19 protein-coding genes are annotated in these 17030 nt (G+C 51.9%); 16 read left to right on the top strand and 3 right to left on the bottom strand.

Features of this window, described 5'->3' with window-relative positions; translation table 11 throughout:
- The 6 genes from argC to JU82_RS03130 all read left to right on the top strand — a co-directional run.
- Positions 1 to 890 (top strand): N-acetyl-gamma-glutamyl-phosphate reductase (gene argC, locus JU82_RS03155; protein WP_037946374.1); only part of this gene is annotated, 890 nt, incomplete at its 5' end.
- Positions 850 to 1623: a UDP-2,3-diacylglucosamine hydrolase gene (locus tag JU82_RS03150; RefSeq protein ID WP_294892068.1), complete on the top strand. Its 774-nt coding sequence runs from the start codon at positions 850 to 852 to the stop codon at positions 1621 to 1623. The genes argC and JU82_RS03150, both read left to right, overlap by 41 nt.
- Complete coding sequence (locus tag JU82_RS03145) at positions 1623 to 2564, top strand: chemotaxis protein (protein ID WP_037946408.1); 942 nt, start codon at positions 1623 to 1625, stop codon at positions 2562 to 2564. Before JU82_RS03150 ends, JU82_RS03145 begins: the two co-directional genes overlap by 1 nt.
- Positions 2565 to 2575: 11 nt before the next feature.
- Positions 2576 to 5050 carry a chemotaxis protein CheW gene (locus JU82_RS03140; protein WP_037946369.1) on the top strand — a complete coding sequence of 825 codons (2475 nt, stop codon included), beginning with the start codon at positions 2576 to 2578 and terminating at the stop codon, positions 5048 to 5050.
- A gap of 2 nt (positions 5051 to 5052) precedes the next feature.
- Entirely contained in the window at positions 5053 to 5547 is a 495-nt protein-coding gene (locus JU82_RS03135) for a chemotaxis protein CheW (protein ID WP_037946368.1), read from the top strand.
- Positions 5548 to 5569: 22 nt separating this feature from the next.
- Positions 5570 to 6874, top strand: coding sequence for an aminopeptidase P N-terminal domain-containing protein (locus JU82_RS03130; RefSeq protein ID WP_037946366.1), 1305 nt, complete (start codon positions 5570 to 5572; stop codon positions 6872 to 6874).
- On the opposite strand, the gene JU82_RS03125 is transcribed toward JU82_RS03130, so the two are convergent.
- Positions 6871 to 7299 (bottom strand): hypothetical protein, encoded by a 429-nt coding sequence (locus JU82_RS03125; protein WP_037946364.1) that lies wholly within the window; start codon positions 7297 to 7299, stop codon positions 6871 to 6873. The genes JU82_RS03130 and JU82_RS03125 overlap by 4 nt on opposite strands.
- Positions 7299 to 7787 (bottom strand): hypothetical protein, encoded by a 489-nt coding sequence (locus JU82_RS03120; protein ID WP_037946362.1) that lies wholly within the window; start codon positions 7785 to 7787, stop codon positions 7299 to 7301. Before JU82_RS03120 ends, JU82_RS03125 begins: the two co-directional genes overlap by 1 nt.
- A gap of 71 nt (positions 7788 to 7858) precedes the next feature.
- On the opposite strand from JU82_RS03120, the gene JU82_RS03115 reads away from it, so the two are divergent.
- The 10 genes from JU82_RS03115 (at position 7859) to ruvX (ending at position 16586) form a co-directional block, all read left to right on the top strand.
- A complete protein-coding gene (locus JU82_RS03115; protein WP_037946360.1) occupies positions 7859 to 8557 on the top strand; it encodes a hypothetical protein in 699 nt (232 codons plus the stop codon).
- Positions 8558 to 8635: 78 nt separating this feature from the next.
- The gene (locus JU82_RS03110; protein WP_037946359.1) at positions 8636 to 11212 is read left to right on the top strand and encodes an AAA family ATPase; all 2577 of its coding nucleotides are present in this window, start codon (positions 8636 to 8638) and stop codon (positions 11210 to 11212) included.
- A gap of 7 nt (positions 11213 to 11219) precedes the next feature.
- Positions 11220 to 11573, top strand: coding sequence for a hypothetical protein (locus JU82_RS03105; RefSeq protein WP_037946357.1), 354 nt, complete (start codon positions 11220 to 11222; stop codon positions 11571 to 11573).
- 95 nt (positions 11574 to 11668) lie between these two features.
- Positions 11669 to 11803: a 50S ribosomal protein L34 gene (gene rpmH, locus JU82_RS11655; protein WP_013459438.1), complete on the top strand. Its 135-nt coding sequence runs from the start codon at positions 11669 to 11671 to the stop codon at positions 11801 to 11803.
- Positions 11804 to 11814: 11 nt separating this feature from the next.
- Positions 11815 to 12159, top strand: coding sequence for a ribonuclease P protein component (gene rnpA / locus JU82_RS03100; RefSeq protein WP_037946355.1), 345 nt, complete (start codon positions 11815 to 11817; stop codon positions 12157 to 12159).
- Positions 12134 to 12469, top strand: coding sequence for a membrane protein insertion efficiency factor YidD (gene yidD, locus JU82_RS11650; RefSeq protein ID WP_294892075.1), 336 nt, complete (start codon positions 12134 to 12136; stop codon positions 12467 to 12469). The genes rnpA and yidD overlap by 26 nt, the downstream gene beginning before the upstream one ends.
- Positions 12463 to 14070 (top strand): membrane protein insertase YidC, encoded by a 1608-nt coding sequence (yidC, locus tag JU82_RS03095; RefSeq protein ID WP_037946353.1) that lies wholly within the window; start codon positions 12463 to 12465, stop codon positions 14068 to 14070. The genes yidD and yidC overlap by 7 nt, the downstream gene beginning before the upstream one ends.
- A complete protein-coding gene (locus tag JU82_RS03090) occupies positions 14057 to 14854 on the top strand; it encodes a Jag N-terminal domain-containing protein (protein WP_037946350.1) in 798 nt (265 codons plus the stop codon). Before yidC ends, JU82_RS03090 begins: the two co-directional genes overlap by 14 nt.
- The gene (mnmE, locus tag JU82_RS03085) at positions 14848 to 16197 is read left to right on the top strand and encodes a tRNA uridine-5-carboxymethylaminomethyl(34) synthesis GTPase MnmE (RefSeq protein WP_294892074.1); all 1350 of its coding nucleotides are present in this window, start codon (positions 14848 to 14850) and stop codon (positions 16195 to 16197) included. Before JU82_RS03090 ends, mnmE begins: the two co-directional genes overlap by 7 nt.
- On the top strand, positions 16197 to 16586 hold the full coding sequence (gene ruvX, locus JU82_RS03080; RefSeq protein ID WP_037946345.1) for a Holliday junction resolvase RuvX: 390 nt from the start codon (positions 16197 to 16199) through the stop codon (positions 16584 to 16586). Before mnmE ends, ruvX begins: the two co-directional genes overlap by 1 nt.
- On the opposite strand, the gene JU82_RS03075 is transcribed toward ruvX, so the two are convergent.
- A partial coding sequence (locus JU82_RS03075) for a hypothetical protein (protein WP_294892067.1) occupies positions 16563 to 17030 on the bottom strand: 468 nt, incomplete at its 5' end. The two genes, ruvX and JU82_RS03075, sit on opposite strands and share 24 nt — an antisense overlap.

The following is a 17030-nucleotide window of genomic DNA, read 5'->3' as shown; positions in this document are numbered from 1 at the left end:
CGGTGAGCGAGCTGCATCCCGCCCTTTTGGGCGTGTGTGACCTTGGTGTTGAAAAGGTCGATCTGGAACGTGCGGCGGCCGCATGCGAACTCGTCTTTCTGGCTCTTCCGCATAAAACGGCAATGCAAACGGCCAAAGGGCTTCTTGAACGGGGTGTGAAAGTCGTAGACCTTTCCGCGGACTATCGCCTAAGCGCGGAGAACTACGAAGCGTTCTACTGCGAACACGAGGATATTGACAACCTCTCCCATGCTGTCTATTCGATTCCCGAACTCCACGGCAAAGCCGCACAGGGCGCCCGTCTGATCGCTAACCCAGGATGCCACGTTACGGCGACCCTGCTGGCGCTGGCTCCGTTTTTAAATCATATCGACCTCTCCCATCCGATCTTCATTGATTCGAAGACGGGTGTGTCGGGAGCGGGAAAATCGCCCAGCGCAAGTGTCCATTACGTCAGTGTCAATGATAACATCAACTGCTACAACATTATCAAGCACCGTCATGCAACAGAGATCGAGCAGCATGCATCGGCGTTTTGCGGTGCCGAGGTCAATGTGACGTTTGTCCCTTCGCTGGTTCCGATGACGCGGGGAATGCTCGCCTGCGTTTATGCGACGCTGAAAACCGACTGTGATCCTCTTCCTGTGATGGAAGAATTTTATGCCGCCAAGCCTTTTGCCCGAGTCCGCCAGACACCGCCCCATACGAAAATGGCATCCGGGACCAATTTTGCGGATGTCTACGCTGCGCGCCACGGCAATGCGTTGGTAGCGATGTGCGCCATCGACAATCTGATGCGCGGAGCAAGCTCACAGGCGCTCGTGAATGCCAACATCATGATGGGATTGGATGAAACACTGGGCATTCCCACAATCGCGTATGTCCCCTAATACTCTCCGCCTCGGAGCGATTTTGATCGCTGATGCCCACTGCGCCCCGTGGCGTACCCCTTTTATCGATTTTCTTCGTTCCCTTGAAAAAGGGGAAATCCAAACGTCTCAACTGGTGCTGATGGGGGATGTCTTCGATCTTCTTTTCGGTCCGATCGAAGCAACCCACGCCCTTAACGCCGAAGGAATAGAATTACTCAACCGCCTCTCAAAACGGATGGAAGTCATCTATCTGGAAGGAAACCACGATTTTTTGCTGAGCGGGCTTTTTCCGCAGGTTACGGTCGTTCCCCGCTGCAAACAGCCGTGGATAGCGTCTTTTGAGGGAAAAACGATTGCCTTGTCGCACGGAGACAGCGCAATGGGGTTTGGATACGAGGCCTATACGGCGCTTATCCGAAATCCGTATGTGTTGAAAGTGCTGCACATGATCGACAATGCGCTCGGCGGCTGGATCGTCCGAAAGCTCGTCCGCGCGATGCAGCGCAAACACCATTGCAAAACGATTGAGCATTTCGACGTGCTGATTTCGAAACGGCTCAAACACCAAAAAACGGCAGATACCGAGATGTTGATCGAGGGGCATTTTCATCAGAACCGCACCTTCGATCTGCCCGAACTGCAGTATGTCAACCTCGCCGCTTTTGCTTGTAACGAAAGATACTTTAGTGTACAATCCTCACAAAATCAGCCGCTACTGCACGAAGCAGTTTTTCGCAAGGAGCCCCTATGATGGGACAAGGAGATATTTTAAAAGTCGGCTCGAACGAGATGGAACTGGTCGATTTTCGTATATTCAAGCGTGAAGGCGATGCGATATACGAAGGGATATACGGTGTGAACGTCGCCAAGGTGCGCGAAATCATCCGATATCCGAAATTGACCGAACTGCCGGGAGTCCCGCCGTTTGTCGAAGGAATTTTTGATTTGCGCGGCGTCGTTATCCCCGTGGTCAATCTGGCCAAATGGATGGGCGTCGAATCGTCTGAAGAGATGGACAAACATGCGCGGGTCATTATCGCCGAGTTCAACAACATTTTGATCGGTTTTGTCGTTCACGAAGCCAAACGGATCCGCCGCATCAACTGGAAAGACATCGAGCCTGCCTCTTTCGTCTCAAACCAAGGCGGCCTTGACGGTTCCAAGGTTACGGGAGTTACCCGTATCGAAGACGATGCGGTATTGCTGATCCTCGATTTGGAAGGGGTTGTGCAGGAGCTTGGGCTGTTTCAGCCTTCCAGCGGAAAACTGGAAGAAGGAAAATACAACTTTTCGGGTTACGTATTGCTGCTGGATGACAGCGGGACCGCCCGCCGTATTATCAAAGATGCGCTTGAACAGATGGGATTTGACGTCATCGAAGCGACCGACGGTGAGCAGGGGATCCGAATTTTGGAAGACATGTATGAAAAACACGGCGACGCTCTTGCCTCGAAACTCCGACTGATCGCTTCGGACATCGAGATGCCGCTGATGGACGGGTTCCATTTCGCGGCCAAGGTCAAATCAGACAGCCGTTTTAAAATGATACCGGTCGTTTTCAACTCCTCCATCAGCGATCATTTCAGCGAGAGTCGCGGAAAAGAGGCGGGAGGCGAAGCCTATCTGGTCAAATTCGATTCCAATTTATTTTACGATGAAGTAGCCCGCGTCGTGCGCGCACATATTGAATAGGGGTGTATGGTATGGATGAATTTCAAGAGATATTACAGGACTTTTTGGTCGAATCGTTCGAATTGATCGAACAGTTGGATCAGGACCTTGTCGAACTCGAATCGCGGCCTGACGACCTGGATTTGCTCAACCGCATTTTCCGGGTAGCCCATACGATCAAAGGGGCCAGTTCATTTTTGAACTTTGACGTATTGACCCATTTGACGCACCACATGGAAAATATCCTTAACCTTGCACGACACGGTGATCTGGTTATCGATGCGGACGTGATGGACATCATTCTCGAATCGATCGATCTTATGAAAGCGCTGTTGGTTCGTATTCGCGATACGGGCGTCGACGGCGGGCTTGATGTCAGCGCGTGCGTTGTCCGTCTTGATGCGGCTGCCAGCGGAACCCCGATCGCCGCTGCGGCACCCGTTGCGGAAGAGCCGGTAGCCGCGGCGCCGGCGGAAGAAGAGCCCGATTATTCGGGGATGAGTGAAGCGGAAGTCGAAGCGGAGATCGAACGCCTCATCGCCGTGCGACAAGCCGAAGATGCCGCCAAACGGGCCGCGAAGAATCCGGCTCCTGCGGAAAGTGAAGAAGAGCCCGATTATTCGGGGATGAGCGACGCGGAAGTCGAAGCGGAGATCGAGCGTCTGATCGCCGTGCGACAAGCCGAAGATGCCGCCAAACGGGCGCAAAAAGCTTCAGGAACCGAGCTGGAGCCGGCAGCGCCTGCGGCTGCAGCTGCACCGGCTCCGGCCGCACAACCGAAAGCCGCACCTGCACCCAAAGCGGCTCCTGCTGCACCGGCTCCGCGCCGCGCCGAAAACAAAGAAGATGGCGAAAACCGCGGCGGCGGTTCGGTAGAACAGACGATCCGCGTCGATGTCAAACGTCTTGACCACCTGATGAATCTTATCGGGGAACTCGTACTCGGGAAAAACCGCCTTATCAAGATCAATGATGACGTTGAAGAGCGCTACGAAGGGGAAGCATTCCTCGAAGAACTCAATCAGGTCGTCTCCATCGTCTCCTTGGTGACGACCGATCTACAGATCGCCGTTATGAAGACGCGGATGCTTCCGATCGGTAAAGTGTTCAATAAATTCCCTCGAATGATCCGTGACCTTTCGCGCGAACTTAACAAGAAGATCGAACTGGAGATCACCGGGGAAGAGACAGAACTGGACAAATCGATCGTCGAGGAGATCGGCGATCCGCTTGTTCACATCATCCGAAACTCGTGCGACCACGGTATCGAAACGCCTGAAACACGTTTGGCCGGCGGGAAAAACGAAACCGGTACGATTCAGCTCAAAGCCTATCATGAAGGTAACCACATCGTCATCCAGATTATCGATGACGGTAAAGGACTTGATCCTGATATGTTGAAAGCAAAATCGGTCGAAAAAGGGATCATCACCGAAAAAGAAGCCGATGGAATGAGCGACAAAGAGGCGTACGGCCTCATTTTCCGCCCCGGCTTTTCAACGGCGGCACAGGTCACCAGCGTATCGGGACGCGGCGTCGGAATGGACGTTGTCAAAACGAACATCGAAAAGCTCAACGGCATGATCGACATCGACTCCGAAGTGGGTCAGGGTACGTCGATGAAACTCAAAATCCCTCTTACGCTTGCGATTATCCAGGCGTTGCTGGTCGGAGTGCAGGAAGAGTATTACGCGATTCCGTTGGCATCGGTTCTTGAAACCGTCCGTATCAGCAAAGACGAGATTTACACCGTCGAGAGCCGCTCGGTCATGCGGCTGCGTGACGAAGTCCTCTCACTCGTCCACATCGGCGACATCTTTGAAGTCGAGCGGGTATTTGACAACAGCGAACACGCGTATGTCGTGGTTCTCGGACTGGCGGAGAGCAAAATCGGTCTTATCGTCGATTCGCTCGTCGGTCAGGAAGAGATCGTTATCAAATCCCTTGGCGAATACCTCAAGGGGATCGAAGGGATCGCCGGTGCGACGATTCGCGGAGACGGCGGCGTAACGCTGATCGTCGATGTCGCGGCATTGATGCAGATGGCGAAATCGGTCAAATCGACCGTCGGAAACGAATCGTCCGACGCGAAAGGGCGTTCCGGTGCCAAAACGTCTCCGAGCGATTATTGCGTGATGATCGTAGACGATTCGAAAACGGACCGTACGATCATGCGTAAAGCGCTTGAACCGATGGGCATCACACTGGTCGAAGCCGTCGACGGCGTCGAAGCGTTGAACGTCCTCAAACAGGGTGACCATTCGTTCGACGGTATGCTGATCGACATCGAGATGCCTCGGATGGACGGATACACCCTCGCCAGCGAGATCAAAAAATACAACAAATATAAAAACCTTCCGTTGATCGCCGTCACGTCGCGTTCGGGCAAAGCCGACCGGATGCGCGGAGTCGAATCGGGAATGATCGAATACATCACCAAACCGTATTCTCCTGAATACCTGATGAATGTTGTCAAACGTAATATCAAGTTTAACGAGGGGCTATAACCATGAGCGAAAAACTCCAACAAATCATCAACAAACAGCACAAAACCCTCGCCGGAGACGACATCAAAATCGATGAAGTGATTCAACTGGTCGGTTTCATCGTGGGTGACGAAGAGTTTTCGGTACCCATTTTGAGCATCCAGGAGATCATCAAACCGATTTCATGGACCCGCGTTCCGCAAACGCCCGCGTACATCCTTGGGGTATTCAATCTACGCGGTTCGGTCATTCCGCTGATCGACCTGCGGTCCCGTTTCGGCTTGGAGATGATCAAGCACACCGAAGAGACCCGTTTTATCGTCATGAAAAACGGCGATGACGTGGCGGGATTTGTGATCGACCGCCTGACCGAAGCGATCCGCCTTCCCAAACGCGACGTGGGGCCTGCTCCCGAAACGATCTCGGAAGAGGAAAGCCTGATTGACGGCGTGGGCAAACAGGCCGACCGGATCATCACGATTCTCAAAGTCGACAAGCTTTTGGAACGGAATTTTTAACCTTTTATGGCACAATAGCGCCATGAATGAGACACACTTTTTTAACCGCCGCACTAAACTTCTCGACCTGATGGAAGAAGGTGTCGCAATCGTTACCGCAGCGATACCTGCGCTGCGATCGAACGATACCGAACATCCCTACCGCCAAAATAGCGATTTTTACTATCTTACCGGCTTTGATGAAAGCAATTCGTTATTGGTTTTGATTAAAACGCACAACGAGACGAAAACGATACTGTATGTGGAAGCGAATGATGAACAATACGCGCTTTGGAACGGTGCGCGACACGGCATCGAGAAAGCCAAAGAGCGTTTTGATGTCGACGACGTCCGTAACATTAAAGACTTCCCGGATCAAATCAAAGATCTTTTGCGTGAACATGTGAATCTCTATATCGATCTCTTTGACGATTCAGAAGCGTTGAGCGAAGCCAAGTTGGCAGCCAGATTACTGCGCGAAACACGCGGTGTCAAACGTCATATCCGCTCTTTTCGCGATATTACCCATCTGATCCGCTCCATGCGTCTCGTTAAAGCTCCTGAAGAGATCGAAACGATCCGCAGAGCCGTCGCATTGACGGCAGATGCCCATCATATCGCCATGAAACGCTCTCGCGTGGGGATGAAGGAGTATCAGCTGCAGGCGGAAATGGCGTATGTTTTCGTTAACGGCGGCGGACATACCGAAGCCTACGGAACGATTGTAGCCGGAGGTAACAATGCCAATACTCTGCACTATGTTGATAACCGCGATGAACTTCGAGATGGGGAACTCGTATTGATTGATGCCGCGTGTGAGGTAGAACTCTATGCGAGCGACATCACCCGCACCTTTCCGATCAATGGAAGGTTCAGCGAGGCACAGCGTGAGGTCTATAATGCGGTATTGGAGGTACAGCTTCGCGTTATCGAGGCGATCAAGCCGGGGGTTAAACGCGATTGGCTCCAAACCTACAGCGAAGAACTGCTGTGCGATGCGTTGATAAATTTGGGGGTTTTAAGCGGTGAACGCGATGCGTTGATGGAAGCCAAAGAGCATAAAAAATATTCTCCGCACGGTATCGGGCATTGGATGGGATTGGATGTACACGATCCGTGTCCGTATGTGGATGAAGCGGGGGAGGCGTTGGCTTTTGAAGCGGGGATGGTGATGACGATCGAGCCGGGGCTTTATTTCCGTGTCGATGACGAATCGGTGGAGGAAAAATACCGCGGAATCGGCATCCGTATCGAAGACGACATTCTCGTCACCGATGACGGTTGCGAGAATTTATCGGCGATGATAGCCAAGAGTGTGGAAGAAATAGAAGAGATGTGCAGCCGCTAATTGTGGCTATAGCTCCATCCGCTGAGGCCGTCTTTGGCCTCTTTAAACCTTTCCGCATCCCCTAAAAAATCAATAATCTGCAACGAAACCCACGGAATCGTATTCGCTTCGGCCGGATCGATCAGGTGGCGCGGCATCGGCGTCTCCTGCGCCGTCATTGCAAACGCGATGCGTCCGGCTTCGAAGATCAGATCGCTCGTGGAGGTAATGCCGTGTTCGCGGCAGAACTTCTCGACGATGTGGGGTTTGATCTCTTCGGGGATGGGATCGGAGGTATTGAGAATGATCGTAAAATGGATCGGCAGCGCAGGAGGGGCCATCATGGAAGGGGCGGCCATGATGATGAACTCGACGTTTTCAAGAGTCGATTTGATCTCTTCGTGTGCGAGATAGCTGTTCACTTTTAGCGGTTGAATCTCTTGCATTAGTGTTCCTCTTTGAGTATTTTGGCGATCAGCGACGTGATTCCGATGTGAAGATTATAGTTGGTAATCGGAAAATCGACCCATTCATCGTCAAGATTGACGCTGCAGCCGCTGAGATATTTTCCCAGGATTTCCAAATCGACGGGGAGATAGCCCGTGGCTCGCTCCGGAGCAATTTTGGTCCGTACCAGCGCCCCTTTTTCGTTGCTTTTGGCTAACGTAAATGCGAGCGTCTTGAGGCTGAGCAGATCGCACCAGCGTAAAAAAAGCTCGGGTGTAAGGATGTCGTGCGCGTTTCCTTCGGGATCGAACAGCAGCTTTTGGTCCCGCAACGGGATCAGGACGCTGAGTATGGCCTGAACGTAGGGAAGGGTTTTTTGTTTCCATATCGGGGCTTCGTCGCTGCGTTCCAAGGCAGCGTTGATTGCCCCTTCAATGGTGCCGGTATCGTGGGTTTGGAGCAATGAGTGTATCGTGCGGTAAATCATCTTGGCTCTCTTTTTTCCCGAACTTTAGCTATTTTTGTATAATTATCGTATTAATGACAGGAGTTTGACAGATGGATAAAGGATGGTTGACCAATGCCGTAGCGCTCGGAGTAACGGGATTCTCGTATATGATAGAAGGGACGATGGGCGAAGCGCTGTGGATGGCGGGGTTATTTGCCCTCTCGGGTGCGCTCACGAACCAGCTCGCAATTCACATGCTGTTTGAAAAAGTGCCGTTTCTTTACGGGTCGGGCATCATACTCGATCGGTTCGAATCGATCCGCAACGCGATCAAAACATTGATCATGGAACAGTTTTTTACCCCCGACAAGATCGAATCGTTTGTCCGCTCGAACGAGCGCTCTATCGACCTGACCCCGATCATCGAGCAGACCGATTTCACCCCTGCGTATAATGCTCTGGTCCGCAGTGTCATGGATTCGCCTTTGGGATCGATGCTGGGAATGTTCGGAGGCGATGTCGTGATCGACAAGCTCAAAGAGCCGTTTGTCAAAAGGATCAAAGCATCGACCATTGAGATATCCCAAAGCGAATCGTTTTTGAATGCCTTGAACAAACATCTGCATGCGGGGAGCCCCGATCTGGCGAAATCGATCGAATCGATCGTGGAAGCGCGACTGGCAGAGCTGACGCCGATGATGGTCAAAGAGATGCTCCATACGCTGATGAAAGAGCATTTGGGCTGGCTCGTAGTCTGGGGCGGCGTATTCGGCGGAGCCATCGGACTGGTATCTGCAGTGATACTATAAGCGCATTGATTTAATAGACTTGACAACATTAGACTCAAAGTATTATAATTTCCCTAACTCAACTAAAGGATTTTTACAATGCAGAATATTTTTGAAAAACTAACCCATCAAATGACCGAGATGATCGAATCGTCGATCTCGTTGGCATTGCACAATAAAAACAGCGAAGTCGAACCGATCCATTTTTTGTGGGCGCTGCTGGCTAACAGCAACTCCCCTCTTAACCAGATGCTGAACAAAATGAGCATCGACAAAACAGCTATCGAACTCGATGTCAAAAGCACGGCGAATAAGCTACCAAGCGCTTCGCACGTGACTAAAGAGTCGATCCGCCTCTCTCGCAATTTTGCCCATTCGCTCGAGGTCAGTGCCGGCGAGATGGCAAAAAACGGCGATACTTTTTTGGCCATCGATACGTATATCGTAGCCAATCTCCAAAATGACCCGTTCCAATCGATTTTGGGAAAATACATCGATTTGCGCGAGTTGGCCAAGACGTTCGAAGCGTCCCGCGCGGGGCAAAAGATCGAATCGCAAACCGCGGATGAAAATCTCGAATCTCTTGCCAAATACGGGATCGACCTCACCCGCGAAGCGGTAGAGGGGAAACTCTCTCCCGTGATCGGACGGGACGAGGAGATCAGCCGAATGATGCAGATCTTGATTCGCAAAACAAAAAACAATCCGATTCTCCTCGGTGAGCCGGGGGTTGGTAAAACGGCGCTTGTCGAAGGGTTGGCGCAGCGGATCGTGAACAAAGAAGTGCCGCTGAGCCTCCAAAACAAAAAGGTCATTGCACTGGATATGAGCGCCCTGATCGCTGGGGCCAAGTACCGCGGCGAATTCGAAGACCGTCTTAAAGCGGTCATTGATGAGGTGAAAAAAAGCGCGAACATCATTCTCTTCATCGACGAGATTCATACCATCGTCGGAGCGGGAGCGTCTGAGGGGTCTATGGATGCGGCGAATATCCTCAAGCCCGCATTGGCACGTGGAGAATTGCATACGATCGGGGCTACCACCCTTAAAGAGTATCGCAAATATTTCGAAAAAGACGCAGCATTGCAGCGCCGGTTCCAACCGGTGCACGTGGAAGAGCCGAGCGTCAACCAGTCTTTGCAAATCTTGCGGGGGCTTAAAGAGCGTCTTGAAGCGCATCACAGCGTCACGATCACCGATGCCGCGCTCGTTGCGGCGGCCAAGCTCTCAGAACGCTACATTAACGACCGTTTTCTCCCGGACAAAGCAATCGATCTGATCGACGAAGCCTCTGCCGAGCTCAAGATGCAGATCGAATCGGAACCGAACGCACTGGCGGGAGTCAAGCGTCAGCAAACAACGCTGCAAGTCGAAAAAGAAGCGCTGAAGATGGAAGAATCCGTCGCCAACACCAAGCGGCTTGAAGAGATCGAAAAAGAGCTTGCCGACGTGAGTGAAGAGCGCCGAAATCTGGAAGCGCAGTTCGCCCATGAAAAAGAGGTGTTTGAGAAAATCTCTAAAATCAAAGCCGAGATCGACGCCAAACGGCGCGAAGCGGAAACGGCGAAACAATCAGCCGATTTCAACAAAGCCGCCGAGATCGAATACGGCCAGATCCCCAAACTCTTCGATGAGGAAAAAGCCCTTCAAGAGCGATGGAAAGAGATGCAGCGTGCCGGGACGCTCCTTAAAAACAGCGTCGATGAAGCCTCGATCGCAGGTGTCGTGAGTCGCTGGACGAAGATCCCGGTCACCAAGATGCTCCAGAGCGAAAAAGAGAAAATTCTTCACATCGAGGAGGAGCTGAATCTCGAAGTCGTCGGACAGGAGAAAGCGACTCATGCCGTGGCTCGCGCAATCAAACGTAACAAAGCGGGGCTTTCGGACAAAAGCCGTCCGATCGGATCGTTTTTGTTCCTCGGGCCTACCGGAGTCGGGAAAACGCAGACGGCTAAGACACTGGCGAAGTTTTTGTTCGACAGCAGCGAATCGATGATCCGCATCGACATGTCCGAATACATGGAAAAACATGCCGTATCACGCCTCGTCGGAGCGCCTCCGGGGTATGTCGGATTCGAAGAGGGGGGACAGCTCACCGAAGCGGTCCGCCGCAAGCCCTACAGCGTTATTTTGTTCGATGAGGTCGAAAAAGCGCATCCCGATGTCTTTAACGTTTTGTTGCAGGTGCTCGATGACGGGCGATTGACCGACAACAAAGGGGTCGTCGTCGATTTCACCAACACGATCATTATCCTCACCTCTAACATCGCCAGCGATAAGATCATGGCGCATCACGGGGACGAGAAACTCGAAGGACTGGTGCTAGACGAACTAAAACGCCATTTCAAGCCCGAATTTTTGAACCGCCTCGACGACGTCGTCGTCTTCAATCCGCTGGGCGAAGCGCAGATTTTGAGCATCGTCGATCTTTTCTTCAAAGAGATCGCGGCGAAGGTCGAAGAACGCGACATCACTCTGACGCTGAGTGACGACGCCAAACGCCTTATCGCGCAGGCGGGATTCGATCCGGTCTACGGGGCGCGACCTCTCAAGCGGGCATTGTACGAGATCGTCGAAGACCGACTGGCCGACCTGATCCTCGGCGGAGAGGTTGATGAAGGTTCTTCCGTGGCTTTTGATGCAAAAGAGGACGAGATTACCGTTGCTGTGTCATAATGGCGCCATGAAAACGATTGCGCTCTTCTTTGTATTGTCGGTGTCGGCATGGGCGTGCACGGGGGACTGCATGAGCTGTCATCCCGCTCTTTTAAAAAACATCGATAGCGACCATCGCCACAAGCCGATGACGACCTGTATCAAATGCCACAGCGCCAACCCTTCCAAAATGGCCGAATGCGGTAGCGACTGTTTCGCCTGCCATCCGATCGCCAAAATCGAAGGGGTTCGGGTCGCCGAACACGCCGTGATCCGTGAATGCCGCGACTGCCATATGAAGCTTAAAACGGCGATTCAACTCGACACGGCGCCTCAGGGGCAGACGGTAATGCCCACCTTGCGGGAATTTTTGAAACCGTGAGAATCCCGGTTTCAAGAAGCTTTTGTGAAACTTAATCGATCTTTAAGTAAGATTGCCCTATTATTGCGTGCTAAAATTTTCTAAAGGGAATGGTTATGAAAAGAACATACCAACCGCATAATACGCCACGTAAACGTACACATGGTTTCCGTGCTCGTATGGCGACAAAAAATGGCCGCCGTGTATTGAACGCTCGTCGTGCAAAAGGTAGAAAACGATTGGCTGTGTAAACGGCTTTTCGATGCTTAAACTCCACAGCGAGTTTCAGCGAGTCTATCAGCGCGGAAAAAGTGCTCACAGCACTTCGATAGCGCTGTTTTATCTCCCGCTTAAGGGAGAAAAAAAAGTCGGATATACCGCCAGTAAAAAAGTCGGTAACGCAGTCGTGAGAAACCGGTGCAAAAGACGCCTTCGTGCCCTTTTCGCCGAATTTTCAGCCGATGTACAGGACGGATGGTACGTCTTCGTCGCCAAGGGTGCTTTGTTTGAGGCCCCATATGAGAGTGTGCGGCGTGACTGCAACTATGTTTTGAAACGGACAGGTGCTTTGTGTGGGACAGATGATAATAAGAAGCTTCTTTCTTAAACTTCTTTGGCTCTACCGGCACTCCTTCTCTCTGGTGACACGAGGTTCGTGCCGCCATTATCCCTCATGCTCGGAATACGCGTTATGGCAGTTCGAGTGCAACACTCTTCCCCGTGCTTTCGGTTCAACATTTTTGCGCATCGTCCGATGCAATCAACTTTTTCGCGGCGGCATTGATTATCCGATTATCCGCAAACCGGCGATAAAGCCCTCAGAACTCTCCATAAATACGATAAAATACTGGTTTGTTCCATATCAACAGAATTATTTTCTGATCAAAAATTTTAAGTTTAAAGGGTCCAAGTGCTAGAAAAGTTTACCCCGAACCAGCGGCTCCTCGTTGCCGTTGCATTATCGTTTTTGTTTTTTATCGGTTACACGACCGTATTTCCCCCTGAAACTCCGAATACCGAAAAGAATGCCACCGCGGTTTCAAAAGAAGCTGTCGCCGTTCAAAATACCGTAACACAAACCGCTGCGGTAACCGAGAACAATGCCTCATCGACTGTTTCGACTACGACGACCGATACACTTACGACCGTATCGGCCAAGGAATTCACTCTTAAAATCGATACGCTCGGACGTATCGCGTCCGTGGTGCTGAGCAATCAAAAGCACAACAACCAAGACGGAAAACTTTCCGAGCTGGTGTCTGCCGTCGGTGCTAAACCGCTTTACATCCGTTTCGCCGACGAAGCGCTGAACGAGATTGCGGCAAAAACGCCTTACACCGCCAATGTCAACAGCATGACTTTGGGAGAAAACGGCAAATCGGCCGTCGTTTTGACTCAAAACTTGCCGGGCGTGACGGTAACGAAAACGCTGACATTTTACAGCGACGGCCATTACGATGCGAAAATCGCGCTTTCAAATGAAAAACGCTACTTCGTTTATCTGGGGCAACACCCGCAGATCATCGAGCAGATCATGACGGTCGTCGGAGGAATGATCTATTCGGGCGACAACCTGACGACTATTTTTGAAGACGGCGATGTGGAAGGCAGAGCGATTTTCAGCGACGTTCACCTTGCTTCCGCGTTTGATCAGTATTATGCGACGATCATGTACGGATTTGACAAATCGACTCAGGTAACCGTCGAACGCGATGTCAATAACAACCCTGTCACCTATCTGGAAGGGAACACCAACTTCACGTTCAACGGGTATATCGGTCCGAAAGAGTACAAAACCCTTCAGGCCATCGACCCGGTTTTGGTCAATGCGATCGAATTCGGATGGTTTACGTTTGTCGCTACGCCGATTTTCAAAGTGTTGATGTGGCTTCACGGCATTTTCGGAAACTGGGGATGGGCGATCATCGCGTTGACCATCATCATCCGTATCTTCCTCTATCCTTTGACGCACAAAGGAATGGTATCGATGCAGAAGATCAAAGAGATCGCTCCGCGCATCAAAGAGGTACAGGAAAAATACAAAGGCGATCCTGCGCGCATGAACGCGGCCGTGATGGAAATGTATAAAAAGCACGGTGCCAACCCGCTGGGCGGATGTTTGCCGTTATTGCTTCAGATTCCGGTCTTCTTTGCGATTTACCGCGTATTGCTTAACGCCGTAGAATTGCAGGGGGCTCCGTGGATGCTGTGGGTTACCGACCTCTCAAGAATGGACCCGTATTACATCCTCCCGATCCTGATGGGTGCGACGATGTACTATCAGCAGAAAATTACGCCGAGCAACTTTACCGATCCGCTGCAGGAAAAAATCTTTAAATTCCTGCCGCTTATTTTTACGTTCTTTTTCTTTACCTTCCCCGCAGGGCTTGTACTGTATTGGTTCGTGAACAATATCTTCTCGATCGCGCAGCAGTATTTGGTCAACAAACAGTTTGAAGCGGCGCGTGCGGTTCGTCATGATGCCCATCTTGCGGAAAAACATCATGAAAAAGATTGAAGCGCCGACACTTGAACTAGCCTATGCCAAGGCGGCTTCGGAGTTCGGATGCTCCGTCACCGCATTGCAGGTTGAGATCATCCGTTTCCCTTCCAAAGGGATTCTGGGGATGTTCAAAAAATCGGCGATCATTGTTGCCAATCTTCCCCAATCGACCCCATCCGCCACTTCCCCCCTCTCTTCCTCACCCGAAACCTTCTCGAAAGAATCTTCCGAATCCGTGTATGAGCCTGCTTTGGAACCTGAAGAGGTCGTTTTGGATGAAAAGTTTTACGAACAGGAAGACGATTTCGGCGAAGAAGGGTACTACGATCAGCTTTCAGCGCAGGAGTGTGCCGATGAAGTCAAAATCCAGATCAACGAGCTGTTCAGGGATATCTGTTTCGATATCGATGACGTGCAGGTCAGCGTATACGATGAGAATACCCTTCTGATCGAATTTACCGGTCCCGATGCGGCACTCATGATCGGCAAAGAGGGGTATCGCTACAAAGCGCTCTCTTATATGCTTTTCAACTGGATCAATGCGGTGTACGGAATGCAATTGCGTCTGGAGATCGCCGAATTTTTGAAAAATCAGGAAGAATCGATCGCCCGTTATCTCGTGGGAGTCTGCGACATGATCGACCATGAAGGGCGGGCCCAGACAAAAGTGCTTGACGGCGTTCTCGTGCAGATTGCCCTCAAACAGCTGCGCGAACGTTACCCGGATCGCTACGTTGCTATCCGCTCAACGCGTGATGGCGGCAAGTTCATCGTCATAAACAGTTACCACGAATATTGATGAACGAGACTATTGCTGCGATCGCCACCGCCCACGGTGTGGGCTCCATCGCTATTATCCGTCTTAGCGGCGAAAAGGCCCTCGCCATCGCCCTCACACTTTCCCGTCGAGATACTCTTTTGCCCCGGTACGCGACCCTTTCTCCCTTATATGAAGCGTCCGGCAGCCTGATTGACGAAGCGATCCTTATTTATTTTCAGGCTCCCCGCAGTTTTACCGGGGAAGAGGTTGTAGAGTTCCAATGCCACGGCGGACTTATTGTCGCGGAGAAAATTTTGCGAAGCGCTCTGGTCGCGGGTGCACGGTTGGCAGAGCCGGGCGAATTCAGCAAGCGGGCATTTTTGAACGGACGGCTGGATCTGACGCAGGCCGAAGCGATCGCCTCGCTGATCGAAGCCAAAAGCGACGATGCCGCGCGGATTCTGGCACGCCAGATGAAAGGGGAACTGCGAGGATACGTCGAAACGATTCGCGATTCGTTGCTGGAAATTTTGGCCTATTCGGAGGTCGTGATCGATTACGCCGAAGAGGACCTTCCCGAAGATGTTGTCGATCAGATCGTTGCCAAACTCGCTCGGATTAAAACGGACCTTTCGTGCACGCTCGAAGCCAGCCGTCGCCGCAGCGGACTGATGCAAGGGTATCGCGTCGCGATCATCGGCAAACCCAACGTGGGGAAAAGTTCGCTGCTCAACGCACTGCTCGATTACGAACGGGCGATTGTCAGCGACATTGCCGGAACAACCCGTGATACGATCGAGGAGCAGGTGCGCATCGGTACCCACCTGATCCGTCTTGTCGATACGGCAGGAATCCGAGCTGCCGGAGACGAGATCGAAAAGATCGGGATCGAACGCTCCATCGCCGCTATCGAAAATGCCGATATCGTCATATCCTTGTTCGATTCAAGCCGTGTGATCGACGATGAAGACCGTGCCATTATCGATTTGATCGAGCGGCACCGCGAGGAGAAGCCGTTTATCTGCGTACTCAACAAAGCCGATTTAACCGAACGTTTCGACGCCAAGATTCTCGCAGCCTATGCTCCGATCCGCCTCAGCTGCAAAGAGCAGACGCAGCTGCTGGTGGATGCGTTGGCCGTTCACATGGACCATGACAACGAAAGCGAAGAGATGATGCTGATTTCTCAACGTCAGATCAGCGCCGTTTCCGAGGCGCTGGCCGCGATCGACGATGCGCATGAACCGCTTCATGAGGGCGAATTGGAGTTCTTTTCGTTTCATATCAACCGCGCGATCCGCTCCGTGGCCTCCCTAAGCCGTCCGTATGAGCTTGACGAGATGTTCGACAAGATGTTCGGGCAGTTTTGTCTGGGGAAATGATGGGGGCTATTATCGCGATCGATCTGGGGCTGAAGCGCATCGGGCTGGCGCTCAGCTACGGCAACGGCATAGTAACGCCGCTTCCGGCCATCGAGCGGAAAAACCGCAATCAAGCCGCCAATGATGTCAAAAAAGTATTGAATGAATACGAAACGCAAACGGTTGTGATCGGCATTCCGATGGGAAGCACGAGCGAGGATGAGATGCGCCGACGGGTAGCGCACTTTATGAATCTGGTCGATTTTGCCGGAGAGATCGCGTATCAGGACGAAGCCAACAGTTCGCAAGAAGCCGAAGCGCTGATGCGGGGGGAAATCCGCTACAAGCGCGACGGGCGTATCGATTCGCTCTCGGCGAAGATTATTTTAGAGCGGTATCTTAAAATATAGTGCCGCTTCCTCTTCATCGTCGCTTAGCGTGGCGAAATCCTCATCATTCTCCAATTTGTCCTTGACTGTTGCCGCGCAATACTCAAATCCGATATTCCGGGCACTGTCGATGTCAAATACGAATCCCATACCGCTGAACTGATACGGTTCTTCCTGCTCGATACAGAGTAACACTCCTTCGCATTTTTCTTCGAACTGCTCGACGATTTCGCGGTAGGAGATGTTGAACTCCGTTGCATGCCATCCGATCGTTTCGAGTTCTTTGTCCGAAAACCGGTCGATGCCGTCTCCCGTCGTATCATCGTACAAGGCGCGCAGTCGGTTCCATCCGATGATACTTTGCCACGCTCCGGCGGCTTTGATCAAAATACGCTCATCGTCTTCAACAATCCGGTAGGCGTCGCCGAGCATGGAAGGGATCGGACGGCTGGTTGTCGTACTCAG

Source organism: Sulfuricurvum sp. MLSB, assembly GCF_000747095.1.
Lineage (GTDB): Bacteria > Campylobacterota > Campylobacteria > Campylobacterales > Sulfurimonadaceae > Sulfuricurvum.
The sequence above is the reverse complement of the archived record's forward strand: the minus strand, read 5'-3'. Positions and strand labels throughout refer to the sequence as shown.